This is a genomic window from Psychrobacter sp. N25K4-3-2 (assembly GCF_015351755.1).
Taxonomy (GTDB): domain Bacteria; phylum Pseudomonadota; class Gammaproteobacteria; order Pseudomonadales; family Moraxellaceae; genus Psychrobacter; species Psychrobacter glaciei.
In genome coordinates, this window is sequence record NZ_JADKLX010000004.1 from 1 (window position 1) to 23569 (window position 23569).

Genomic DNA, 23569 nt, shown 5'->3' on the forward strand with positions numbered 1-23569 from the left:
GGGTTATTAATGTGTAATCTACACACTAGTTACTTCCAGCTCGTCTTGATGAGGGCGTATTATAGACGCTTTAAATCTCGTGTCAAGAGGTAATTTCTATTTAGTTTGAAGTAAATGTCTCATCACTCATTCTAAACGCCTTCCCTTTCAACTAGGCCGCATTATACGGGGTTTTAAGACTGGGTCAAGGGGTTTGTCTGCTATTTTGAGGACTATCTAATTTTATAATTAATACCATCTATTTATCAGTTGGTTAGCACTAAAAACAACTTTTCCTTTACCAAGAATAACTTTTTTCCTTAAATTTAGTCGGAGCATCATATATAGATCTCTTCTATATAGAAGCTTTTATAGCTTACCTACCTTTTTAAAGAAGTCTTTATAGGCCGCGACTTTTTTATCTAAGGCTAAAGGATAGGCACGTGAGGTTGAAGGCAACCTATATAAGGTAAGATTATTTACATCCGCTTTTTGATTGTTATCGTTTTGCCATTGATAGGGATAATCCATATTTTGATTGGTCTTAGGATATTTGGACTTAGCTGGTGGTTCGGCCAATAAGTTGAGCAATACCTCAGTCGCCTTACCGCCTGTGGTAAATAACGTATGAACCTTTGGCACTTGCGGCAAGATATTATCTAGGTCGACAGTGGTGACAACCGTTAAGTTTTTATCTGAGGCATTACCGGTTTCACGAATCGCTTGTTTTACTGTGGGGCAAGAAGCTATGCCACGCTCAAACATAAAGTCGCGGATACGCTCAGGATCAAAGCGCTTCTCATCCCCTACTCTAAAATAATCAATATCGTCAAAAAATACGCTGCCATAGATACGCCACATATCATTATAAAAGTTCGGATAGTGAAAACTCATTGCCCATTTATCGGCAGTCGGAGGAAAGGTGCCCATCATCATCACGGTGGCATCTGGCGGTAACACAGGAGCGAACGGATGGGTTTCTATTTCTACAGCCTTCGTTTTGGATAAGGTGCTAGCACTATTGGCATTATTCATTACATCTTCAGTGTTCACTGGTTGATTGTTCATAAGATTCTTCATCAGAAAAGCAGTTTTTTTGGTATCATAGCAGGCCTAAACACTACTTCGTATTTAACCATGGCATATAGTCGGCTTAGATAGGCAAATGATAAGTTAATTGGCTTAAACCATCTTTGCTTTGATTGTGGTTATGGAAACGCTAAGCTTATGATTACTGTGTTACCTATAGGGTTGAAGTGTAGTAAGTGTTTGTATCTTTTATACTAATAGCAAACGCAGTGACTGCGCAAGCATCAGACCAAAAACCAAGAGAGTATTTATGAGCGACTTAAATAGCGGTTTAGAAATTACGGTAATCGATCATCCACTAGTCCGTCATAAACTCAGTTTAATGCGCGAAAAAGACTGTAGTACTTATAAGTTTCGTACATTGACCAAAGAGCTTGCACGCTTGATGGCGTATGAAGCAAGCCGCGATTTTGAAATTGAAACGTTCCCAATGGAAGGCTGGTGTGGTGAAATCACTGGTGAGCAAATCATCGGTAAAACGGCAACGATTGTACCAATTTTACGTGCAGGTATTGGCATGTTGGACGGTGTGCTCGATTTGATTCCTACTGCTAAGATTTCTGTCGTAGGCTTGCAACGTGATGAAGAAACCTTACAGCCAGTGCCGTTCTTTGAAAAATTCGTCAGCCACATGGACAAACGCCCTGCCCTGATCATTGATCCAATGCTAGCCACTGGTGGCTCAATGGTTGCGACCATCGAGATGCTAAAGAAAAATGGCTGCACCAATATCAAAGCGTTGGTATTGGTTGCCGCACCCGAAGGCGTGCGTGTGGTCAATGAAGCACATCCTGACGTAACTATTTATACCGCTGCATTAGACAGTCATTTGGATGAGCACGGTTATATTATTCCAGGTCTTGGCGATGCGGGTGATAAGATATTTGGTAAACAGTTAGCTAATAAGTAACTGCCTAAATAGTAAGTAACCGTAGTTGCGACAATTGTGATTAATGTAAGAAAATCAAAGCATATACGCTAAGACAAACAGTCGTCTTAAAAATCAGGATACAAACACAGCATCAACGATAAGGATAGATAATGAACGTATTGATTACAGGAGCAAGCGCCGGTTTTGGTAAAGCACTGGCAGAGCGTCTGATCGCTAATGGTCATCGTGTGATTGGTTGTGCTAGACGCCTTGATAAGCTGAACGCTCTAGCAGAGACATTGGGCGAATCATTCTTACCTGTGGTGATGGATGTGAGCGATACGGCTTCTATTCCACAAATCATTGCTGACTTGCCGGATGGTTTTAAGCAAATCGATGTTTTGGTGAATAATGCGGGATTGGCACTCGGTACTGAACCTGCACAAAGTAGCAGTCTTGATGACTGGATGCGTATGACTGATACCAATATAAAAGGTCTCATGGCGCTGACTCACGCGGTCTTGCCAGCGATGGTCGCGCGCGATAGCGGTTATATTATCAATGTTGGCTCGATTGCTGGCAGTTGGCCGTACTTTGGTGGGAACGTCTATGGCGCGACCAAAGCATTCGTCAAGCAATTCAGTCTAAATCTGCGCGCGGATTTAATCGGTACCCAAGTGCGCGTGACCAATCTCGAACCGGGTAATGTCGCAGGCACTGAGTTTTCAAACGTCCGCTATCATGGCGATGATGATAAAGCCGCCAAGGTTTATGATGGCTTTAAAACAATGACTGGCGATGATATTGGCGATATTTTATTATGGTTGATTGAATCACCGGCTCATATTAATGTCAATCGCTTGGAAGTGATGCCAGTTGCGCAAACTTATAACGGGTTGACGATTGCTAAGAAAGATTCTTAAAAGTTTAGCCGACCGTTCGGCTCATTAACGTAATTCGTAATATCGAAGCAACATAGTCTCATCTATGTTGCTTCTTTTTTTGCTGATGACATTCTCTTCATTGACCAAGCGCAACTCCTGAAAATCTAAAACCAATACTTCATTGCGCGTGCGCTCACTAGTACGCCTATTATGACGTATGGGAAATCCCATCACCTGCCTACCGACGACGGTTATCTGATTAATAACTGCTACTGAACGATTCATAGTAGATTTTTTATGGGCTTGCTGTGCGTTAAAGACCGCCGTGGCAGGATTCACAGTCGTGGTTAATAGCTTATCGAAACGAGCGATTTTGGGCATATCTCCTACCAAAAACAACGTTTGCGCAAGCGGTAAATACTGAGCATGACGTATGAGCTCTCGGCGAAACAACGCTGGCATATCTGTATTAAAGCTGTCTTCTGTCTGCCGATAAAAAGCCATAAATTGACGCTGCAAATAACCGCCAAATACCGTAAAGTTAATCCACTGTTGATAAGTATCATTGGCCAGTAATTGCCTAGTGAAAGCATCGGAAAAAGCCTTGGCATCTGTCTTAATCTTGCCCATTAACATCGCTATCAATAAGCTGTGCGCATCGGTAAATGTCTGCTGCTCCCAAACTTGTGGATAGAGGCTGCAATCCAGTGACGCTAGTGTCGGTGTGCTCATAAGCATCGCCCCTTTATTCTTTTATTTCAAGTTTAGGATAATGGCTGTTAATCACAAGCGTCACTTACTGTCTATACATTTTATGCTATGGTCAGCTTAGCTGTGTTTGATTAATACAAGTTTTATTAGCACAGATTTTACTATAACAAGCTCTCATCGATAAGATAAAAATATTTTATGATGAATGTTCAACATGCCCTAATTAATTACAATATCTATCACGGAAATACGACGCTATGATGACCAATTTAATGACGTTGCCCAGTCGCTACCAGTCGCGTTATCAGTTGCAAACGCTGACGGTTACTGCTGCTGACGGTACGTCGCTGCCAGTTTCAGTCATTGGTCAAGGTCCGCCAGTGCTAATGCTGCATGCCTATGGGATGGATGCACGCGAGTTCTTGCCTTTTATTTTGGCATTGACGGGCAAATATACATTTTATTTGCCGCATCTGCGTGGTTTTGGCGCCGCAAAAGCTCTCACGATGGAACAGTTTGATTTTGTCCGTCAATATGCGGATGATGCCAACACTCTGATTGAGAAAATTTGTGAATGGCGTCAAATAGAGGCTTTGCCAGTGGCGGCTATTTCGATGGGCGCGCAAGTCATGTGGTCTTATTTTGAGCGTTTTGGCGCCTCAAGGGTCAGTCGCTATCTTAATATTGATCAAAATCCAGCGATTCATAATCAAGGCGACTGGCAAGGGGGGCTATTTGGCACGCGGCAGCAAGAAGTGTTCGATATATTTCAAGAAGTAATCGATCTGACCTTACCTTATGCGAATGCTAATGCGAATGCTAATGCTAATGCTAATGCTAATGCTAATAGCTTTGCCCATCTGCCCTTTGCGCTCAAGCGCCGTGCAACCGATGTCGAAAGGCTGTTTTCTTTGCTATCCGTCAATCGCACGCGTTCAAAAGCTTTTATACAAGCGATGACTCATAAAAACGACCACACACTCGCGCTTTACGACCACAGCATTTGGCATCAAAAAATGCGCTGCTTGCAAGCCTATTTGGTCTTACCTTACGATTTTCGGGGTGCCATAGATAAAGTGACTATTCCTGTGGTTAATCTTATCGGTGGTCGCTCTAAACTTTATGACGCCAAATGGCAGCAGAAAGTGACCCAAATGCTGCCTAACGCCACTGAAGTTATTTTGCCACGTGCAGGTCATGCCATTCCTTTGGATGAGCCGATTGGATTTTATAGAGTATTAAAAGAGTTTTTGCAGAATCGCTAGCTCAGTGCAACTTACTGTGATGTCACAGAACCACTCTATAATCGACACTGTTACTGTACAACCCGTCATAGTAATCGTTCTATCCACCTTTTATACTAAAAACCTGACGTTAGCTGCGTAAGCGCATTAACGTTAAAATAAAATACTTTTTAATAATAATTCTAAAAGGAAAAACTTATGCCTTACGTTAACGTTGCACAGCAAGATGAACAATCTGTCGACCTATATTACGAAGTCCAAGGTACTGGCAAGCCTGTGGTATTAATCCATGGCTGGCCGCTGAGTGGACGCGCTTGGGAGGCACAACTTCCTGCACTGGTCGAAGCCGGCTATCAAGTGATTACCTATGATAGACGTGGCTTTGGTCAATCTGCTAAACCATGGAATGGCTATGATTACGATACTTTGGCACAAGATCTAAAAGCCTTGATGGATGAGCTGGATTTAACAGATGCTACTATCGTTGGCTTCTCTATGGGTGGCGGCGAAGTCGCTCGCTATCTGGGCAAATTTGGTTCAGAGCGCATTAGCAAAGCAGTACTTGCCTCTGCCGTTCCGCCTTATCTGTTTAAAGCTGATGACAATCCTGATGGGGCCTTAGCAGAAGCAGATATCCAAGAATTCTTAGACGGCGTAAGCGGAGATCGTATCGCCTTCTTGAACGACTTTACCAAGAATTTCTTTACGCCAGCAGATGGCAAGCTGTTGGTCAGCAAACCAATGCGTTTATACAATCGCGATATCGCCTCGTTTGCTTCAGCGAAAGCGACTTATGATTGTGTCAAATCCTTTAGCTACACCGATTTCCGTGATGACCTAAAAAAATTCGACGTACCAACCTTAGTCATTCATGGTGATGCCGATCAGATCGTCCCATTCGAGGCTAGCGGTCAACGTTCGCACGATATGATTGCCGACAGTCAGTTACATATTGTCGAAGGTGGTCCACACGGTATCAATGTGACCCATGCGAAAGAATTTAATGACACATTGATTGCGTTTTTGAATAGCTAATGATTATTTAACAGACATAAAAAAGGCGACCTTAACGGGTCGCCTTTTATTTGGGCAATGGATTTTAACGAAATTGATTCATTAATCCGCTAATGATTTAATAAGCTCAAAGCGTAGTATTACTTTGCCATCGACTTCAACGGTCTCTGTAAACATTGCTAAAGGTCTTACCCATACGCCATATTCACCGTATAAACAGCGATAAACGACTAACGATTCTTCGGTTTCTGAATGTTGTGCAGTGTGCAAAACTTGGTAAAGGCTACCTTTATAATGGCGGTAGATACCTTGGGTGACAATGGATTGATTTTGTTGAGACATAAACAGCTCATTCATATTAATAATTAAAAGATTAACAAACGCTTTGTGATTTTTCTACTAGCTTGGGCTTTATCTGTGGCCATTCAGAACTGACAACGCTATACATGACTGTATCTGAAATAATGCCATCACGGCGTATACGATTGCCTCGAATCACGCCATCTTTTTTAGCACCCAAGCGCTCAATGGCTTGTTGTGAGCGATGATTGTCAATATCTGTACGCCAGCCTACGGTTTGATATTTTAATGTTTCAAATATATAGCTTAGCAGCATGAGCTTACAAGTCGTATTAACATGCGTTCGCCAATATGATTTAGCATACCAAGTATAGCCAATCTCTAAGCGTTTGCTGGTTGGTAAAATATCATGAAAACTCGTTGTGCCAATCGCTTTACCATTTGACTCATCAATAACGACAAATGCTTGTCTGTTAGGCATTGAATCTGCGGTATTGATATAGTCGATGACCTTGTCTGGCTCAGGTACCGACGTCTCGTTTATGTTCCATAGCTCACCATCTTGGCAAGCCTCCATTAAGTCAGTTACATGACTGAGCATCAGTGGCTTAAGGGTAATACCATTACTGGATAACGTCGGTAAATCTAGCATTTCTTTTTCCTTAAGCCACTATGAGTTTAGGCAGTAGTCACTTAAGCAATGGTCATTTAAGCAACAGCTACTTATTCTACCGTCACTTTCGCATAAGCCTTTTTGCCTGCTTGGATAACGACTGTCTGACCTGAGATTAAGCTGAAACCCGCATCGACGACTTCGCCATCTACTTTTACCACACCACGTTTTACCATATCTTTAGCAGATGAGCTATTTTTCGCAAGCCCAGATTGGTTGAGTACTTGAGTAATAAACAGTGCATCCTGACCTTCTAGATCTAGCGTTACTTCAGGCAAATCGATTGGCAATTCGCCATCAGCTAAGACATTGCCCGCTGATTTGTGCGCATTGGCAGCGGCATCAGCATCATGGAAACGCTCGATTAACTCTTCGGCTAAAATACGTTTAATTTCTTGTGGATTGCGACCGTTTTCCATTTCTGCCAATAAACTTTCGACTTCATCCATTGGTTTAAAGCTTAAAAATTCAAAATAGCGGCGAATTAGCGTATCTGGCATAGATAAGATTTTTTGGTACATTGTGCCCGGCGCATCATAAATGGCCACGTAGTTACTTAAAGACTTAGACATTTTATTAACGCCATCTAACCCTTCTAAAATTGGTACGGTGATACATACTTGCTGCTCTTGACCATAGCGACCTTGCAACGTGCGACCCATTAATAGATTAAAAGTTTGATCGGTACCGCCAAGCTCAACATCAGCTTTCAGCGCGATAGAATCATAGCCTTGCACGAGCGGATACAAAAACTCATGGATAGAGATTGGGGTCTGTGAGGCATAGCGCTTAGAGAAATCATCACGCTCAAGCATACGCGAAACGGTTTGCTGACTGGCAAGCTGAATCATATCAGCGGCGCTCATGTCATTAAACCACTCAGAGTTAAAAACCACGCGAGTCTTTTCTTTGTCCAAAATTTTAAATACTTGCTCAGCATAGGTCGTGGCATTGGCTTTGATTTGCTCATCAGTCAATGGCGGACGCGTGCTGTTTTTGCCAGAAGGATCACCAATCTTGGCGGTATAATCACCGATTAAGAAATAAATCTCATGACCCAAATCTTGAAAATGCTTGAGCTTATTGATTAGCACGGTATGACCTAAATGCAGGTCAGGTGCGGTGGGATCAAAGCCCGCCTTGATACGCAATGGACGGTTTAGCTTAAGCTTCGCCACTAAATCCTCTTCAGATAGGATTTCTTGCGTACCGCGTTGGATAAGTGCAAGTTGTTCTTCTAGGGTGTAAGTTTGCGTGGTCATGATGATCTCTTTATTGTCTTTATTAAGGGTTAAACGTTTGAGCGATTTAGAATCTCGTCGCTGTCAAAAGATGTTAGAATTTGACGGATATACTAGCGTTTTTTAAGGTAAATTGCCATGACCAACCCCGCATCGATTGCTGATACTCGTCCAGATCTAGAGATGGACAGTGATTTGGATAATAGCTTGGAAAATATTGACGATTTAAATTATGCCACACTTACTGAGGCACTTGAGCAAACAGTGTTTGAAAACTTCGATGATGGCTTATATATCGGCATGATGTCGGGTACCAGTTTGGACGGTATGGATGCCGTTCTTTGTCAATTCGGTACAGATACTGGCAATGGAGATGAGGCTCAGCAGCCCATGCGCTTGTTAGCTTCTTATAGCCAAGACTTCCCACCGCGACTGCGTGAAGTATTATTGGCATTATGTCAGCCCAATGGTGTTCAGACATTAACACCCACAGCTGACGAACCAAATAGCGAACTGGACTGGTTCGGCTGGGCGAGCCGCGAGTATGGTGAGTTTGCGAGTGAGGTAGTCAATACTTTATTAAAACAAGCCGATACCGATGTAGAGTTGGTGCTGGCCACTGGCTGTCATGGACAGACGGTGCGCCATCGTCCGCAGATGGGGTTTAGCTTGCAGTTGCTGGATGCCAATATCATCGCTGAGCGTACAGGCATCAGCGTGGTTAGCGATTTCCGACGCCGTGATATGGCAGTCGGTGGTCAAGGTGCACCATTGGTGCCAGCCTTTCATCAAGCGTTGTTTGCCACACCTGATAGTACTCGCGTGTTATTAAACTTGGGCGGTATTGCCAATATTACTGTCTTGTCAGCGGCTTCTAATAACTCATCAAATCAACCAGACAATATCATAGGTAATGTTGTAGATAATGGCGTTGTGGGTTACGACACTGGCCCTGCCAATTTACTATTGGATGCATGGACAGCGTTGCATACGGATAAAGATTATGATGCTGGTGGTGCGTGGGCGCAGTCTGGTCAAGTCATTGAGCCGCTGCTCAACCAACTGTTGGAACATCCGTTTTTTGCAAAATCTTATCCCAAAAGCACTGGCCGTGAAGATTTTAACTTAGCATGGCTGCAAGACGAGCTACAAAAATTCGAGCAGGCATCTGCGGTTATTCGTTATTCGTCAGCAGATGTACAGGCCACACTTACTGAGCTGACGGCCATCAGTGCGAGTGCGCAAATTAATAAATTTATCGACGCTAACGGAAACACTTCAGTGTACGTCTGCGGTGGTGGTGCTTTAAATGACTACTTGATGACGCGTTTGCAGGCATATCTCCCTCATTGCACGGTAGAAACCACTGCGAGCTTAGGATTAGATCCAACATGGGTAGAAGCCGTTGCTTTTGCATGGCTAGCGAGACAGACATTGATGGGTGAAACAGGTAACTTACCAGCAGTGACAGGTGCAAGTAAAAACGTGGTGCTGGGTCAAGTGTGCTTTGCCTAGTCCATTAATTTTAGTTTACATACGTGCACCTATGTGTTTTATAATGACTTCCGAAATAACATCCTCTTAGGACCGTAAGTACAGGATATATCGCATGAGCCAACACAGCAATTCAACCACCTCACAAGCCGATCAGGTTAGCGCAACCTCGGCGCACAAACCGCGCCATAAACCACCTCACTACGAGCGCTCTGATGATATGCGCGTGGTGATCACTGGCATGGGTGCCATTACACCACTGGGTCTAGACGTTGATAGCTCGTGGAAGAAACTGCTCAATGGCGAGAGTGGTATCGCACCGATTACCCATTTTGATGCTGCCGAATATCGTGCGAAAATCGCGGGTGTGGTCAAAGACTTCGACGCCAAACAATATATGAATGCCAAAGACGCACGTCGCTATGATGAATTTATTCATTATGGTATCGCTGCCTCTAGCATGGCACTACAGAACGCGGGCTTTATCGACCAAATAAGCGCGGCTGATGCGCCTGTACAAGGTGTTGACCAAGAGCGTTTTGGTATTATTTTAGGCTCAGGGATTGGTGGTATTCAAACCATTGAAAACAGCCGCGATACCTTGCGTGAAAAAGGCGCACTGAAAGTCTCACCGTTTATTATTCCAGGTTCTATTATAAATATGGCGGCTGGATTGGTGGCGATTAAGCACACCTTAAAAGGCCCCAACCTCGCAACATCGACTGCCTGTACAACAGCCACTCACGCGATCGGACTTGCAGCACGCCTGATTGCTTATGGTGATGCCGATGTGATGCTGGCCGGTGGTAGTGAAAAAGGCTCAAGCCCACTGGGTATATCAGGGTTTGGTGCTATGCATGCACTCTCGACTCGCAATGATGAACCAACCAAAGCCTCGCGTCCATTTGATAAAGCCCGCGATGGTTTTGTACTCGGTGATGGCTCTGGTATGGTCGTGCTCGAAAGCTTGGCTCATGCCAAAGCACGCGGCGCGACCATACTGGCTGAATTGGTCGGTTTCGGTATGAGTGATGATGCAGGTCACATTACTGCGCCACCAGAAGATGGCAATGGTGCTGCACGCGCAATGAGAAATGCATTGCACGATGCTGGTATTGAGCCATCGAGTGTTGGTTATGTCAATGCTCATGGTACCAGCACGCCTGCTGGTGATGTCGCTGAATCAATCGCCATTGAAACCGTATTTGCTCCAGTGAAAGACAGTATTTTGGTCAGCTCGACCAAGTCAATGACTGGTCACTTGCTAGGTGCCGCGGGCGGGGTTGAAGCCATATTTACAGTGCTTTCCCTACAGCATCAACATGTACCACCAACCATCAATTTGGATAATGTGGAAGACAACTGTAACCTCGACTATGTCGCCAATCAATCACGTAAAGTCGAAAATCTACAGTACGCTGTCTCGAATAGCTTTGGCTTTGGTGGCACCAATGGCTCGTTAGTCTTTGCACGTTGGCATAGCAATGACTAGAGCATAAAAGCATACAACACGCGTTGTTGTAACCTTGGTGTCAGATTTGCTACGTTTGTCCACTTGCAGCCCCTTATCGTACTTGCGTATGATAAGGGGTAATTTTTGGAACATTTATGGAAGATACCATGTCAAGCTACTCATTTTCCCATCAGTTTTATCAGCGCTGGACGTGTGCGCCTGAGCCTATACGCGCAGCAATCACCCAAGAACTAAAAGATATCACCACGCTACTGCAAAGCGATACACCCTTTGAGAGCTTTGAATTTCAAACCCATGATTTAGACGCTCATATTGATGAGCTCTATGAAAACCACGAAGCCGAGCAAGCGATTGCCAAAGCGATCACGGAAAAACAAGAACAAGCACGCGCCACTGCTGAAAAAGAACGTCTCGAAGAAGAACAAAAAATAAAAGCAGCAGCGGAGGCCAAGCTCCAAGAAGAAGCTAAATTAAAAGAAGAGGCCAAACTGCGCGAAGAAGCAGAAGCCGCGCAAAAAGAACAAGAAAAGAATGCAATACTAGCTGCTGATAAGCACAATGATGACAAGTCAGTAACAGCGATCGAGACAAATATTGCGGACAAAGCAAACGTTAATAGTAGTGCCACTGATAACTCTGAAAAAAATAATACCCAAAGTGTGGCTACTGAAAACCCTACGGCGAACCATAAAACCATCAACGAACATGCGAACGCTGTTGAAGATAATACGGTCAATAATAATAGCAGTGTTAAAAACGATAACGCTATTAAAGCCATTAATGATACAGCCAGTACTGCCATCAAGTTGGCATTAAAAGATGCAAAATTGAGCGCGACACATCAAGAGTTAATCCGCGAGTTGGAAATGCAGATTGATGACTACCTAAGCGATCAGATGATGCTCATGTCTGAAAACCTAAAATCTTGGTTACGTGCAGAGGTCACTCAGCATTTAAGTGAGCAGGATAAATTAGAGATTAGTAAAAAGTCATAAGAAAACTAAATGCTGCTGTTTAGAAAAAAATCCCCGTAAAATTTACGGGGATTTTTTTATTTTAAATGCGCAGATATAGGCTTTTACTTTAAATAGCCTGAGTACGCTCAGTTAGCCACTCAAGTGCTGCGCCATCGACACGGTCTTTTAGCTCTGCATAAACTTGGCTGTGATAGTCATTAAGCCAATCAATCTCTACTTGATTCAATAATGAAGACTCAATCAAACGGGTATCAATCGGGCAGTAAGTAATAGTCTCAAAGTTTAAGAACTTACCAAACTCTGTCTCGGTAGGGCTTGCCACTGGTGTATTAACCATTAGGTTTTCTATGCGAATGCCCCATTTCCCTTCACGGTATAAACCTGGCTCATTACTTGAGATCATACCTTCTTTCATCGCACGCTCTTTTGGCGTACTGGCACTATAAGCAATGACTTGCGGGCCTTCATGGACGTTTAAGAAGTAACCAACGCCATGACCAGTACCATGACCATAATCCATCTGTGCTTGCCATAATGGCGCACGGCATATGGCATCAATTAATGGTGAGGCGATACCATCAGGGAAATGCGCTTTTGCCAATGCAATATGGGCTCTAAGCACGGTGGTAAAGTCACTTTTATGCTCAGAGCTTACTTGTCCGATACCGACCACACGAGTGATATCAGTCGTGCCATTTTGATATTGCGCGCCTGAATCAATCAGTAATAATCCGCCCTCGCCCTCGGCCACATCAAGGTAGCTGAACTTCTCAGGAGTTGCACGGTAATGTGGCAACGCACCGTTTTCATTAAAACCTGCAATCGTTGGAAAGCTTGGTGATACATAGTGGGGCTGCTGACTACGTACGTCGATTAGCATGCTATCCACGTCTAGCTCACTTAAACGCTCACCGTTTGCTAAACGCTGCTCAAATGTCGCAAAAAACTCAGCTAAGGCAGCACCATCTTGACGCATGGCCTCACGCACATGATCGATATCAGCATCAGCTTTAACAGATTTGAGTAACGTACTTGGCGCCATTTGCTCAATAAAGCCAACATCGTCTGCCATCTTCGATAGCGTACCGACTGCAACTTTACTTGGATCTAATAACAATAAATCTTCTGGCGTAAGCGTACTCAATGCCTCTTGTATCGCATCATAATCAGCAATCGTAATGCCGCTTTCTTTTAGGGCGGTTGCGATATCAGCGCTGACTTTATTGTTATCGACAAACAATGTCGCGTCGTTTTCACTGATGAGCATGTGTGACAAAAACACAGGGTTGTAGTCAACGTCCGCACCACGTAAGTTGGTCAACCATGCGATGTCATCTAAACTTGAGAGTAAATGATGCGTCGCTCCTGCCTCTGTCATACCTGCACGCACGGCAGCAAGTTTTGAGGTGGCAGACTGAGCAAGAAACTGTTCATCGTGAGCATATAACTTGGCAGCGGGTAGCGCCGGACGATCTGACCAGATTTCTGTCAACACGTCATGCTCAGTGATCAAAGTAATGTCATTGACATCAAAAGCATTTAGCAGTCGATCTTGCTCCGCGATAGACAGCACATTGCCATCGACGGCGACACTATCACCTTCTTGTAAATGATCTGCTAGCCAATCGATATGATTTGGCTGACCTGGAGCAAGCTTCTCTAAAGTAATACCCGTGCCTTCCAACTGATCGGCAGCGTGTACCCAATAGCGACTATCCGTCCATAATCCAGCAAAATCAGCAGTCACAACGAGCGTACCGACTGAACCGGTAAATCCTGATAGCCATAAACGTGATTGCCAATATTCAGGCAAGTACTCAGATAAATGCGGGTCAGCAGAGGGTACAATAATCGCAGTGAGATCCTGCGTCGCTAGGCTTTTACGTAAGCTGTCAATACGGTCATGAATGATTTGTTTATTCATTGGATGTGTCCTTATTAGAGGTAGAGCAATTGATTTTGGAGAAATTAGAGTTAAAAAAAACACTACTGTGAGGCGACTATGGATAGCCGTCTTATTTGGGTGATTAGAATGGTTTCATGTGTCAGTTAAATATAGAAAACAACTGGTTTAATAGAATAATAAAAACGTGCTACCGATAATGGTAACACGTCTTGTCATACGTCACTTGTGCTGTTGTTATTCACAAATGTACATCAGCTTATTTTATGATTTGGCCAGTTGTTTTTCACGCTCGCTATCTTTAAGCATTTTATTGATAGGTTTTGCTAATACCAATAATAATACAGCGGTAGCCACCAAAAAGATGGTCATGGTGGTAAACAAACCCGGTAACCCTTCAATTTTGTCAGCAGATACATGACCACCAAAGAAAGCGGCAACCAAGTTACCCATGGCAATAGAGGCAAAGAAAAGTCCCATCATTTGGCCTTGCATGCCCTCTGGCGCTAATTTAGTCATGGCAGACAAACCAACTGGGCTAAGTGCTAATTCACCCAATGTTAATAGTAATAAACTACCAACCAACCATAGTGGCGACGCTAAGCCAGCACCAGGCGCTAAAATGCTCTTAGAGGCAAAAATCATCAATGAAAAACCTGCTGCCGCAAGTAACATACCAAGTGCAAACTTAGCCATACTGCTCGGTTCAAGACCTCGGTTAGCCATCTTGACCCAGATAATACTGACGATTGGCGCTAAGATAAGAATAAATAAAGGGTTCAATGACTGAAACCAAATACTTGGTACTTCAAACCCTAAGACATTAAGGTCAGTATAGCGATCAGCAAATAAGTTAAAAGACGTTGGCTGCTGCTCAAAACTTGACCAAAATAACGTTGAACCAATAATTAAGATAAAGCAGATCAATAGACGTAACTTATCCGTCTTATCTAAACGCGGTGAGATAAACATAATAGCAAAGTACAGTATCACCACGGCTGCAATGATATAAGTCATGTACTGCGCGACCATCTCAGGATTGAACGGCATAATACCCGTAGACACCAAAACAATAACCGCAACCAACAATGCTAAAAACCCTGCAACCCAGCGACCGATATTTTTATAACGACCGTTGGCATTTTCCCATTCAGCACTGATGCCTTTGGCCTTTGCATAGCGTGTTAGGTTTTTTTGCGCCGCAAAGCGGTAGATAAGTAACGACACCAGCATCCCAAGACCACCGACACCAAAGCCGACATGCCACATGCCTTTTTCTTTAAAGATTCCGACAATCAGCGCCGCTAGTAGCGCACCAATATTGATGCCCATATAGAACAAGGTAAAGCCACCATCACGGCGTACATCACCCTTGGTATATAGAGCGCCAACCATCACTGAAATACAGGTCTTAAATAACCCTGAACCCAAAACAATGCACATCAGACCGACAAAAAACAGCGTCATGCCAAATAACGCAGAGAGCGCAATGCATAAATGACCAAGCGCAATAATAATACTGCCCCACCAAAGAGCACGCTCTTGCCCTAACCAGTTATCTGCTAGCCAACCGCCCGGCACTGCCGCTAAATACAATGAACCAGCAAAAATACCATAGATAGCAGATGCAGTGACCTCATCAAAACCAAAGCCACCACTGCCTACCGTTGCTACCATAAACAGGACTAATAAAGGACGGATACTATAATAAGAAAAACGTTCCCACATTTCCGTAAAAAATAGCGAGCGTAATGGCTTGGGATGCCCCATAAAGCCGTTGTCTAGCGCTTCCAATTCAGCCGCGCTAGCCCCTGATTGTGTTTCTATGCCCATAACTTTATTCCTTTAAAGATCATATTAGTAATGACCAAACCCCCAATTATTTGGATGAACGGTCATTATAGGCGGAATATTGTTTCACTTGGTTATGACCAAGTAAAGAAAAAGTTGGCTATAAATTACACAAATACCCATAAAAAAACTCGTTCTCATCAGATGAGAACGAGTTTTTATTTTTAGTCTAAACAGCAGTACTATCCTATTGATATCACTACCGATAAAGACGCCATAATGTCACTCATTTTAGCGTAGAGTGTCACTATTTAACGGTTTAAAAACTAGGTTACAGACTACTGTGCTGCCGTATCATCAGCGGCATTGCCCGCATCTAGATCACCATCTGCTTGTTCAGCTATCAAATCAGCATCAGCAACTGCCGCTTGACTTACTGTGCCAGAGGCGGTCGCTGTACCTGCTTCCGCAGTAACGACCGCACTATCCGCATCTGTCGCTGGTGTTACGGTTGCATCTGCTGCAGGTGCGGTCGCTTCTTCTGCGATTGCGGCGTCTGCCTCAGCTGGAGCCGCATCTTCAGCAGCCACTGCTTCTGCTTCATCAGCAGCGGCTGAGCTTTCTGTCGTGTCAGCCGTAATATGCTCTCCTGCTGGACGCAAGAATGCTGAGACACCAATGAGTAATACAATCGCTAAAAATAAGCCAACGCCGCCTAAAGCATACAACAGCTCTTTTTTTGGATTGTTGTTGACGATATCTTCTGACATACCTTATCCACCTTGCACAGAATATTTGAAATATTTGGCTATTATATCGCAATTTATGCCCATTTGTTAAAACCCTTAACTATTTAAAGGGTTTATTATCGAAAAATTGCGAAACTTAGCATGTATCATTCTAATTAATTAGCTCATCGAACGGCCTCGAGGAGTCTCGCGCTTGCCAAGATAGCTCAATAATAACAAGAGCGCAATAATGAGCAAAATCGGATAATTACCAAAGCGCATAAAGGGTGTGTTACCTACCCGTGCCTGAACATCACCGCGTAATACGGTGCGTTCAAACTGCGGTGCACGCTCGACGATACGCCCTTTATGATCGATAATAGCCGTCACGCCAGTGTTGGTCGCCCGCATAAACCAGCGACCGTTCTCAAGCGCGCGCATTTGTACCATTTGTAGATGTTGCAGTGGACCTGCCGATGTGCCAAACCATGCATCGTTTGAGATAGTCAACAAAAAGTCAGTCCCAATCGCGTTTTTACGGGTGGTATCAGGATAAGCAACTTCATAGCAGATAGCTGCACCCAAATTATGCCCGCGTACACGTAATGGTGACTGCTGATCACTACCACGGCTATAGCTCATGATGTCTTGGCTACCAGCTAAGTTAGGCAGGATATCGAGCAGGCCTTCAAATGGAATATATTCACCGAATGGCACGAGGCGTTGCTTCTTATACAATCCTTCTGCCTGTGCACCCAATGCAACCACGCTATTATAAAATGGTGGATATTTATCTGTACTAGCATCAAATGCCGCTTCATCCTTATAAGGGATGCCTGTGACCCATGTGGTATCAGTCTCTTTGGCCATTTTGACCATTTCGTTTATAAAGCCAACGGCTTCGGTCTGAAACATTGGAATCGAGGATTCAGGCCATAAAACAATGTCACGCCCCCACTCGGTACGTGTCAAGGTTGCATAGATTTTTAAGGTTTCTACTTGATATTCGGTCAGCCATTTTAGGTCTTGTGGGATATTGCCTTGGATCAGCGATACCGATAAATCAGGCGTGCCCTTTGGTTTTGTCCATTGCGGATTAATCAGCCACAATGAAACACTCACCACAAGTAATGCGGCAGTCACAACCATATAACCACGACGACGACGCAAGAGCTCAACGGTACTTGCAGCCAGTAATATGGCCACGAAAGAAACCGCAAAAACGCCAGCAACAGGTGCTAATGACGACAGCCAATACTGCTCGGTAAAGGCATAGCCGACGAACAGCCATGGAAAACCGGTAAACAGCCAAGTCTTCATCCACTCTTGCAACACCCAAAGTGCCGCAAAAGCCAAGGGCTGCTTGCCAACTAATCGATTAAAAATTAACGCCAAAAAGCCATGAAACAAGCCCATGCCCAGACCCATCAACGCAATCATAATCAGCGCCAGCCATGCGGGCGTCGCACCATAGACATGGATAGAGGTATACAGCCAAAACGCACCCACACACCACAATCCCGTACCGTACGCTTGACCAATGATAAAGGCACGGCGACCTGTCATCTCAGGCATCAATAGCGCGTATAAAATCGCTGGCGATACCAGTGCTACTGGCCAAATACCATAAGGCGCGAGCGCAAAAATAAATATTGCCCCTGCCAACCAAGCAATCAATATGGCCAGCCCCATAGGCAAACCCTTCGGTTTTTCGGGGTTCAGACGTTTTTGCAAATCAACAGTAGACAGACGCATAGCAGTTATCCAAAACCATATTATCTAAAATGTTACATGTTTAGTATTCAGTCGATATTTAACCTAAAGCTGGCTCAATGGTTATAAACGCCCTATCTTTTCAATACCATCTTCTTATAAATACCATCGTCTTATAAATATAGTCAAGATACCCCAAAAACGCGACGATACTGCTGATATCAATTTTTTGTAGCTTCTATCTGCACAGGCACAGCAAGCAAGAAAAACTGATACCAGCAGTGCGTGATGTATCGACATTACTTTTCACTGACTATATAAGATTGGTATAAATACAGCGTCTAAAAATCAAACCCGCCCATGATACCAGTCTGCGTCAATCAATGGGTAAATTTGCGTAGTAAAAAAAGTGACTGCTAAAAGTGGCTATTGAAAGTGAATGACAGACAGCAAAAAACACGACCGCAATCGTGTTTTTATAAAAATTATCAGTGCGTTATAAAACTTATGAATGGCATGTATGACAATAACGTCCAAAATACATTAATGACTGCCTATCAATAGGTGCTGCTCAGGATTCGTTTTGGTCAGTTCTAGGTTTTGGATAAAACGTCCTTCGACATCAGTAATGGTGATTTTCCAGTCATCTATTATGACGCTCTCACCTTCCAGATCACCCACGAAGCCAAGTGCTTGCATGACCAGACCGCCCATCGTATCGACATCGGTATCATCAAAACGACTGCCAAGCTCATCATTACAGTCTTCAATGACCGTCGACGCTTGCACACGCCAAGTATTTGGTTTGTCGGGATCAGCGATGATATTATTAATATCACTGTCTTCATCGAAGTCATCATGCTCATCGACGATATCACCAACGATTTCCTCGAGTAAATCTTCCATGGTGACCACTCCGCCAAAGTTACCGAACTCATCGACAACAATCGCCATATGCACTTGGGTACGCTGTAGTGAGCGCAGTAAGGTATCAGAACGCGCAGTCTCACTAATATAAAGCGGCTGACGTACCAAATCTTTTAGACGTCTGCTGTCGATTTTATCTTCTTGGTCACGCACCATATGGACGAGAATAGGAATCAAATCCTTGGCCAATAAGATACCAATGACCGCATCATCATCTTGACTGTCAAAGACGGGATAGCGCGAATGAGTGGTTTCAAGGATGATATCCATCACTTCAGCAAGGCTGGTGCTTTCGTGGATACCAATCACTTGCGGGCGCGGCGTCATGATCTCGCGCACTTGTGTCGCAGGCAGATCGAGCACGCCCTCTAGCATGTCCACAGTATCAGGCTCTAAGAACTGGCGCGAATCCTGTACCAAACGAATCAGTTCATCACGGGTTTCGGGGGCGGTCGATAGCCAGCGTTTTAAGCCGCGCATCGACCAACTACTCGGGCTGGGAGTGTCGTCAGACATGGTGGTGTGATTTAACCTCTTTAGTTAATGGTAATTAATATCGTAAAAACATTAATATCGTAAAAATGTAGATGGGGATTAAAGTACTAAATAAAACCAGTCGTTTATGATAAATAAATACATAGACCAGTTTAAATTAGCTTCACTTTATCGCAAGGCTCAAAGACATTCAACGACAAATTCACTCAAATTGTACTGTCAGTGTGTTATAAACTTTGCTATGGTCAAAGCCTTTACTCATCAAAAAAAATCCTATGTCGCTACGTTCCCTTTTTTCTCGCTTACTCTCGATTGGTTCGCACAGCTCTGCGGCAAACAGTCGTCTTACAAATCATGACTTAGAGAATGCATCATCAGACAGTAAGCCGCCAAAACATAAGTGGCGACATCGTCTTGTGCGGTTTTTTATCGCCGTCACACTATTGCTATCAGCAGTCTGGTTACTACTGGCGATTTGGTATCAGTTTGGTGCGCGCTCAGCTATAACGTGGCTGGCAACTATCGTCATTATTGGCGTGCTTAGCGCTTTGTTTTTTATGCGTTATTGGACAATTGATGCTAAGCAAGCATCTCAGAATATAACGGCGGACAGACAAGCTAGCGGCAAAAAAACCACGACTCAGCAAACAAAGGTCAAATGGCTAATCGGACTATACGCGGCGATTTGGTGCTTAGGTGCTGGCTGGTTTATGTCTATCGAACCCCAGCAACAACGCGACTGGATGCCAGAAGTCAGCCAAAAAATCACTTATGAGCGTGATCCAAACAATTCAGATTTAATTACGCTCACTAATGTCCGCAACTTTGATTGGCATACCGAAGACGACGCGACGGCACGCTGGGAGACGCGGACGATTGATATGTCAAAATTGTCTGGCATCGATGTGGCGAACTCTTATTGGATGGGGCCACTAATTGCCCATACTTTGGTGAGCTTTCGTTTTGAAGATGATAGACCGCTCGCTTTCTCGTTTGAGATTCGCAAAGAACAAGGCGAGTCTTTTTCGGCGCTCGCAGGATTTTTTAGACGTTATGAGCTGAGCCTGATTGCGGCCGAAGAGCGCGATATTATCTATACGCGGACGAATAAACGCGGTGAGCAAGTTTATCTATTGCCGGTTAGCCATTTGCAGCAACGCGAGGTCAAGTCATTATTTGAGTCTTATCTAACCGCTGCCGATGAGCTAAATGCACAACCTGCGTGGTATAACACCTTGACCAGTAACTGTACCAATATTATCTTTTATATGGCGCGGCTGGTCAGCGGCGACCGTCTGCCGTGGGATTACCGAATTTGGGTCTCTGGCTGGCTACCAAACTATCTCTATGACGTCGGTATGCTCGATACCAATTCCCAATTAAATGCAGAACAGCAAGGCGAGCAAAACTGGTCGATGGACACTTGGTACGAGCGCACCCATATCAATCCAAAAGTTCGCGGATTTGACAATCAATCTAATCTAGAATCAGGTATTAACAGTCGCGAATTTTCTACGCAAATTCGCCAAGGCATTCCTATTCCGCCCTTGGCTGATTCGCAAGCAAGCGCTGAGGCACAAGCCCAATCTGCGGCTCAAGCGTCTCAGTAATAGTATTGATCATATATTAAATAGTACTCATCATTAAAGCGTAGTTATCCGATGTTGTGTAAATTCAACCATCACCAAATAATCGAGAATATCATTCAACTCAGCCTCTATACGTTGGCGCTCGGTTTCATTGGGTGTTGGGCGGTAAATCGTAACATTAATAGTATTGGTCATTGGGCTAAAGCCAATACTTTGAGCGTCAGGATAACGCTTTAATACCTCAGGCCACGCTTTTTCTTGTATTGCAACAATCAGCTGACGCATTTTATCACTAATGGCTTGGATATAAATAGGAAAGGAATAATTTTCAAATTCCTTTTGCTTAAAGTGATACACATATTTTGGCGGGACGGCTTTAACTTTGGTTAGTGTCGTCATTCTAATAGAAAACTCATCAGGGTCATTGTTATCATAATAAAATTCCGCAATATTCGCGCCTAATTGCTCTGAAATTGCTTCATTTAATGGCAAGCTAATCCTTTGCAATAATAATCGACGCTGCGCCTCTTCAATAGAAACATTAAAATCTTGTGCATAAAACCAAGGAGCACCATTCCTTTCTTCCTCGGATAAAATATTCAGATAATAATCAGCCAATGGCTCGTCTTCATATTTTTTATCTGCGGCTGCCTCTATCTTTTGCCAGTTGACAATAACCATTGCAGCTGATTTAGGAGCAGTCACTGGTGCTGACATACCCTTTACAGGTATAGCTTGAACCGTTTGAGGAGTAGGAAAATTAGTCTCAGACAAGTGAGATATATTTGAGCAGCCGATTGACAAAAAAGCAGCACTGAATATCAAACTTGTTGTAAGGCAAATTTTATGCATATTCCAACCCTTAAATCATAACCCTTTATATCAGCAAATAATTAACTACGGCTTAACCCACGTTACCACCCGCGTTTCCATCTCTTCATCAGACATACCAATTTCAGAGACGCAGCGACCTGCCACGCCCACATTGACAGCGCGCATTTTCTGCTGAGTCTCTACCGCATTTTGGGTCAGTAACAGATGCCAACTCGGCAGGTTTTGTCCTTTATATAAGCGCTTGTAAGCACAGTGCGATGGTAGCCACATCATTTGCGGCAAATTTTCCATGGTCAGCTGAATACAATCGGGAACATGTTCTTGGCGCGTGTCATAGTGCTGACAATAGCCCGTCGCACAGTCCATCAGCTGGCAGGTGACATCGGTGTATTCGACCAACTCCTCGTCCACATCGCCATTCTCATCTTCATCGATATACTTAATCAAACAGCAACTGCCGCAGCCATCGCACAACGCCTCCCATTCGCTATGGTTTAACTCTGCCAGCGTAAAGCGTTCCCAAAATTGTGGGCGTAATGTCTCAGACGTTTCATTTGATTCGCTGTCAGGAAACAAGCTCACGATTGGGTCTGATTTCAACGGCTGAACAGCATCAGCGTTTAAATTGGCAGCAGATTGATTTAACAAGTTAATAGTCATAGCATTGTAGTCGATTTTTTATAAAGAGACATTTTGATAAAGAGCGTTACACTATTATAGCTGTTTTTGCTGATTATGGGCGTTAAGGTAGTACAAGTTAGAAAAACGAACTATTACAATGACAAATAAATAAAACTCACAACATAAAAAAGGACAATAATATGTCAATTAAGACTTTCGAATTAATCAGCACTACCGAAAATGGCATCGAACTTATTAGCTATGTGGCGCTACCAGAAAATGCATCAGACGATACGGCAGTGCCAGGCATTTTAGTGGCTCCAGAATGGTGGGGCGTGGTCGAACATCCAAAATCAGTGGTCGAACGCTTGGCAGCAGCAGGTTATGCAGCAGTCGCTATGGATGTCTATGGCGAAGGCAAACTAACCACAGATGCAGCCCAAGCAAATATGTGGATGGAACAAGTATTAGAAGATCAAGATATGCTAATGGCGCGCTGCCGCTTGATCCTCAATGATTTCAGTGATCAGTTGGCAGTCGATGGCGATAAGTTAGCGGCAATCGGTTACTGCTTCGGTGGTAAAGTCGTCCTCGATATGGCGCGTGATGGTATGCCACTAAAAGCGGTGGCAACTTTCCATGGCAACCCATCAGCGAAACAGCCAGCAGACAAGAACTTCAAAGCCAAAGTATTAGTCGCTCATGGTCGTGATGACTCGATGGTATCAATGGAGGCAATCGAAGGTCTAAAATCAGAGCTAGATGCAGCAGACGTTGACTACACTATCGACGTTTATGACAATGCTAAGCACGGATTTACCAACCCACATGCCGATGAGCGCGCTGCTAAAAATGAAGTAGATCTTGGCTATAACGAAGCCGCTGCTAAGCAAAGCTGGGAAAACATGCTTGAGTTTATGAAAGCCAATTTAGCATAAAGAATATTTTGGTATAAAGATCATCAAAAAGGGCAGCTTAACTATTAAGCTGCCCTTTTATTTTGAGTCTCGTTTTCTC

The 23569-nt window shown here is 43.9% G+C and carries 21 protein-coding genes; 9 read left to right on the forward strand and 12 right to left on the reverse strand.

Features of this window, described 5'->3' with window-relative positions:
- Positions 1 to 348: 348 nt before the first annotated feature.
- Entirely contained in the window at positions 349 to 1014 is a 666-nt protein-coding gene (locus tag IOD06_RS10675) for a DNA glycosylase (protein ID WP_194620993.1), read from the reverse strand.
- A 304-nt stretch (positions 1015 to 1318) separates the two neighbouring features.
- Here IOD06_RS10675 and upp point away from each other — a divergent pair, with 304 nt between their 5' ends.
- Both upp and IOD06_RS10685 read left to right on the forward strand, forming a co-directional pair.
- On the forward strand, positions 1319 to 1978 hold the full coding sequence (gene upp, locus IOD06_RS10680; protein WP_189586156.1) for a uracil phosphoribosyltransferase: 660 nt from the start codon (positions 1319 to 1321) through the stop codon (positions 1976 to 1978).
- 131 nt (positions 1979 to 2109) lie between these two features.
- Positions 2110 to 2862, forward strand: coding sequence for an SDR family NAD(P)-dependent oxidoreductase (locus tag IOD06_RS10685; protein WP_194620880.1), 753 nt, complete (start codon positions 2110 to 2112; stop codon positions 2860 to 2862).
- A gap of 24 nt (positions 2863 to 2886) precedes the next feature.
- Here the strand turns inward: IOD06_RS10685 and IOD06_RS10690 are convergent, their stop codons facing one another.
- Positions 2887 to 3555 (reverse strand): hypothetical protein, encoded by a 669-nt coding sequence (locus tag IOD06_RS10690; RefSeq protein WP_194620881.1) that lies wholly within the window; start codon positions 3553 to 3555, stop codon positions 2887 to 2889.
- 236 nt (positions 3556 to 3791) lie between these two features.
- Between IOD06_RS10690 and IOD06_RS10695 the strand changes: the two genes are divergently transcribed.
- Both IOD06_RS10695 and IOD06_RS10700 read left to right on the forward strand, forming a co-directional pair.
- Positions 3792 to 4799: an alpha/beta fold hydrolase gene (locus IOD06_RS10695; RefSeq protein ID WP_194620882.1), complete on the forward strand. Its 1008-nt coding sequence runs from the start codon at positions 3792 to 3794 to the stop codon at positions 4797 to 4799.
- Positions 4800 to 4976: 177 nt separating this feature from the next.
- Positions 4977 to 5813: an alpha/beta fold hydrolase gene (locus IOD06_RS10700; RefSeq protein WP_194620883.1), complete on the forward strand. Its 837-nt coding sequence runs from the start codon at positions 4977 to 4979 to the stop codon at positions 5811 to 5813.
- Between the two features lie 81 nt (positions 5814 to 5894).
- On the opposite strand, the gene IOD06_RS10705 is transcribed toward IOD06_RS10700, so the two are convergent.
- From IOD06_RS10705 to tyrS, 3 genes are all read right to left on the reverse strand, one after another.
- The gene (locus IOD06_RS10705; protein ID WP_189586142.1) at positions 5895 to 6134 is read right to left on the reverse strand and encodes a DUF1653 domain-containing protein; all 240 of its coding nucleotides are present in this window, start codon (positions 6132 to 6134) and stop codon (positions 5895 to 5897) included.
- Between the two features lie 31 nt (positions 6135 to 6165).
- Positions 6166 to 6744 carry a GNAT family N-acetyltransferase gene (locus IOD06_RS10710; RefSeq protein WP_194620884.1) on the reverse strand — a complete coding sequence of 193 codons (579 nt, stop codon included), beginning with the start codon at positions 6742 to 6744 and terminating at the stop codon, positions 6166 to 6168.
- Between the two features lie 71 nt (positions 6745 to 6815).
- Positions 6816 to 8027, reverse strand: a complete 1212-nt coding sequence (gene tyrS, locus IOD06_RS10715) for a tyrosine--tRNA ligase (protein ID WP_194620885.1) — start codon at positions 8025 to 8027, stop codon at positions 6816 to 6818.
- Between the two features lie 117 nt (positions 8028 to 8144).
- Between tyrS and IOD06_RS10720 the strand changes: the two genes are divergently transcribed.
- From IOD06_RS10720 to IOD06_RS10730, 3 genes are all read left to right on the forward strand, one after another.
- Complete coding sequence (locus IOD06_RS10720) at positions 8145 to 9521, forward strand: anhydro-N-acetylmuramic acid kinase (protein WP_194620886.1); 1377 nt, start codon at positions 8145 to 8147, stop codon at positions 9519 to 9521.
- A gap of 199 nt (positions 9522 to 9720) precedes the next feature.
- On the forward strand, positions 9721 to 10992 hold the full coding sequence (fabF, locus tag IOD06_RS10725) for a beta-ketoacyl-ACP synthase II (protein ID WP_194620994.1): 1272 nt from the start codon (positions 9721 to 9723) through the stop codon (positions 10990 to 10992).
- Positions 10993 to 11108: 116 nt separating this feature from the next.
- Positions 11109 to 11969 (forward strand): hypothetical protein, encoded by an 861-nt coding sequence (locus tag IOD06_RS10730; protein ID WP_194620887.1) that lies wholly within the window; start codon positions 11109 to 11111, stop codon positions 11967 to 11969.
- 88 nt (positions 11970 to 12057) lie between these two features.
- On the opposite strand, the gene IOD06_RS10735 is transcribed toward IOD06_RS10730, so the two are convergent.
- From IOD06_RS10735 to IOD06_RS10755, 5 genes are all read right to left on the reverse strand, one after another.
- Positions 12058 to 13875: an aminopeptidase P family protein gene (locus IOD06_RS10735; protein ID WP_194620888.1), complete on the reverse strand. Its 1818-nt coding sequence runs from the start codon at positions 13873 to 13875 to the stop codon at positions 12058 to 12060.
- A gap of 243 nt (positions 13876 to 14118) precedes the next feature.
- Entirely contained in the window at positions 14119 to 15687 is a 1569-nt protein-coding gene (locus IOD06_RS10740; RefSeq protein ID WP_194620889.1) for a peptide MFS transporter, read from the reverse strand.
- Positions 15688 to 15983: 296 nt separating this feature from the next.
- Positions 15984 to 16415, reverse strand: coding sequence for a hypothetical protein (locus IOD06_RS10745; protein WP_194620890.1), 432 nt, complete (start codon positions 16413 to 16415; stop codon positions 15984 to 15986).
- Positions 16416 to 16553: 138 nt separating this feature from the next.
- Positions 16554 to 18128: an apolipoprotein N-acyltransferase gene (gene lnt, locus IOD06_RS10750; protein ID WP_194620891.1), complete on the reverse strand. Its 1575-nt coding sequence runs from the start codon at positions 18126 to 18128 to the stop codon at positions 16554 to 16556.
- Between the two features lie 501 nt (positions 18129 to 18629).
- Positions 18630 to 19529, reverse strand: a complete 900-nt coding sequence (locus IOD06_RS10755) for a CBS domain-containing protein (RefSeq protein ID WP_194620893.1) — start codon at positions 19527 to 19529, stop codon at positions 18630 to 18632.
- 254 nt (positions 19530 to 19783) lie between these two features.
- Between IOD06_RS10755 and IOD06_RS10760 the strand changes: the two genes are divergently transcribed.
- On the forward strand, positions 19784 to 21118 hold the full coding sequence (locus IOD06_RS10760; protein ID WP_194620894.1) for a DUF4105 domain-containing protein: 1335 nt from the start codon (positions 19784 to 19786) through the stop codon (positions 21116 to 21118).
- 33 nt (positions 21119 to 21151) lie between these two features.
- Here the strand turns inward: IOD06_RS10760 and IOD06_RS10765 are convergent, their stop codons facing one another.
- Together IOD06_RS10765 and IOD06_RS10770 are read right to left on the reverse strand one after the other, a co-directional pair.
- Entirely contained in the window at positions 21152 to 21949 is a 798-nt protein-coding gene (locus IOD06_RS10765) for a hypothetical protein (RefSeq protein WP_194620896.1), read from the reverse strand.
- A 45-nt stretch (positions 21950 to 21994) separates the two neighbouring features.
- On the reverse strand, positions 21995 to 22591 hold the full coding sequence (locus tag IOD06_RS10770) for a YcgN family cysteine cluster protein (protein ID WP_194620898.1): 597 nt from the start codon (positions 22589 to 22591) through the stop codon (positions 21995 to 21997).
- A gap of 161 nt (positions 22592 to 22752) precedes the next feature.
- Between IOD06_RS10770 and IOD06_RS10775 the strand changes: the two genes are divergently transcribed.
- The gene (locus IOD06_RS10775) at positions 22753 to 23490 is read left to right on the forward strand and encodes a dienelactone hydrolase family protein (protein ID WP_194620900.1); all 738 of its coding nucleotides are present in this window, start codon (positions 22753 to 22755) and stop codon (positions 23488 to 23490) included.
- Positions 23491 to 23569 lie beyond the last annotated feature (79 nt).

Coding starts and splice junctions, on each gene's coding strand:
- IOD06_RS10710 (WP_194620884.1), bottom strand. CDS start 6,744: ATGCTAGATTTACCGACGTTATCCAGTAATGGTATTACCCTTAAGCCA.
- IOD06_RS10775 (WP_194620900.1), top strand. CDS start 22,753: ATGTCAATTAAGACTTTCGAATTAATCAGCACTACCGAAAATGGCATC.
- tyrS (WP_194620885.1), bottom strand. CDS start 8,027: ATGACCACGCAAACTTACACCCTAGAAGAACAACTTGCACTTATCCAA.
- IOD06_RS10675 (WP_194620993.1), bottom strand. CDS start 1,014: ATGAATAATGCCAATAGTGCTAGCACCTTATCCAAAACGAAGGCTGTA.
- IOD06_RS10740 (WP_194620889.1), bottom strand. CDS start 15,687: ATGGGCATAGAAACACAATCAGGGGCTAGCGCGGCTGAATTGGAAGCG.
- fabF (WP_194620994.1), top strand. CDS start 9,721: ATGCGCGTGGTGATCACTGGCATGGGTGCCATTACACCACTGGGTCTA.
- upp (WP_189586156.1), top strand. CDS start 1,319: ATGAGCGACTTAAATAGCGGTTTAGAAATTACGGTAATCGATCATCCA.
- IOD06_RS10745 (WP_194620890.1), bottom strand. CDS start 16,415: ATGTCAGAAGATATCGTCAACAACAATCCAAAAAAAGAGCTGTTGTAT.
- IOD06_RS10690 (WP_194620881.1), bottom strand. CDS start 3,555: ATGAGCACACCGACACTAGCGTCACTGGATTGCAGCCTCTATCCACAA.
- IOD06_RS10760 (WP_194620894.1), top strand. CDS start 19,784: ATGTCGCTACGTTCCCTTTTTTCTCGCTTACTCTCGATTGGTTCGCAC.
- IOD06_RS10755 (WP_194620893.1), bottom strand. CDS start 19,529: ATGTCTGACGACACTCCCAGCCCGAGTAGTTGGTCGATGCGCGGCTTA.
- IOD06_RS10765 (WP_194620896.1), bottom strand. CDS start 21,949: ATGCATAAAATTTGCCTTACAACAAGTTTGATATTCAGTGCTGCTTTT.
- IOD06_RS10730 (WP_194620887.1), top strand. CDS start 11,109: ATGGAAGATACCATGTCAAGCTACTCATTTTCCCATCAGTTTTATCAG.
- IOD06_RS10770 (WP_194620898.1), bottom strand. CDS start 22,591: ATGACTATTAACTTGTTAAATCAATCTGCTGCCAATTTAAACGCTGAT.
- IOD06_RS10705 (WP_189586142.1), bottom strand. CDS start 6,134: ATGTCTCAACAAAATCAATCCATTGTCACCCAAGGTATCTACCGCCAT.
- IOD06_RS10720 (WP_194620886.1), top strand. CDS start 8,145: ATGACCAACCCCGCATCGATTGCTGATACTCGTCCAGATCTAGAGATG.
- IOD06_RS10695 (WP_194620882.1), top strand. CDS start 3,792: ATGATGACCAATTTAATGACGTTGCCCAGTCGCTACCAGTCGCGTTAT.
- IOD06_RS10735 (WP_194620888.1), bottom strand. CDS start 13,875: ATGAATAAACAAATCATTCATGACCGTATTGACAGCTTACGTAAAAGC.
- lnt (WP_194620891.1), bottom strand. CDS start 18,128: ATGCGTCTGTCTACTGTTGATTTGCAAAAACGTCTGAACCCCGAAAAA.
- IOD06_RS10685 (WP_194620880.1), top strand. CDS start 2,110: ATGAACGTATTGATTACAGGAGCAAGCGCCGGTTTTGGTAAAGCACTG.
- IOD06_RS10700 (WP_194620883.1), top strand. CDS start 4,977: ATGCCTTACGTTAACGTTGCACAGCAAGATGAACAATCTGTCGACCTA.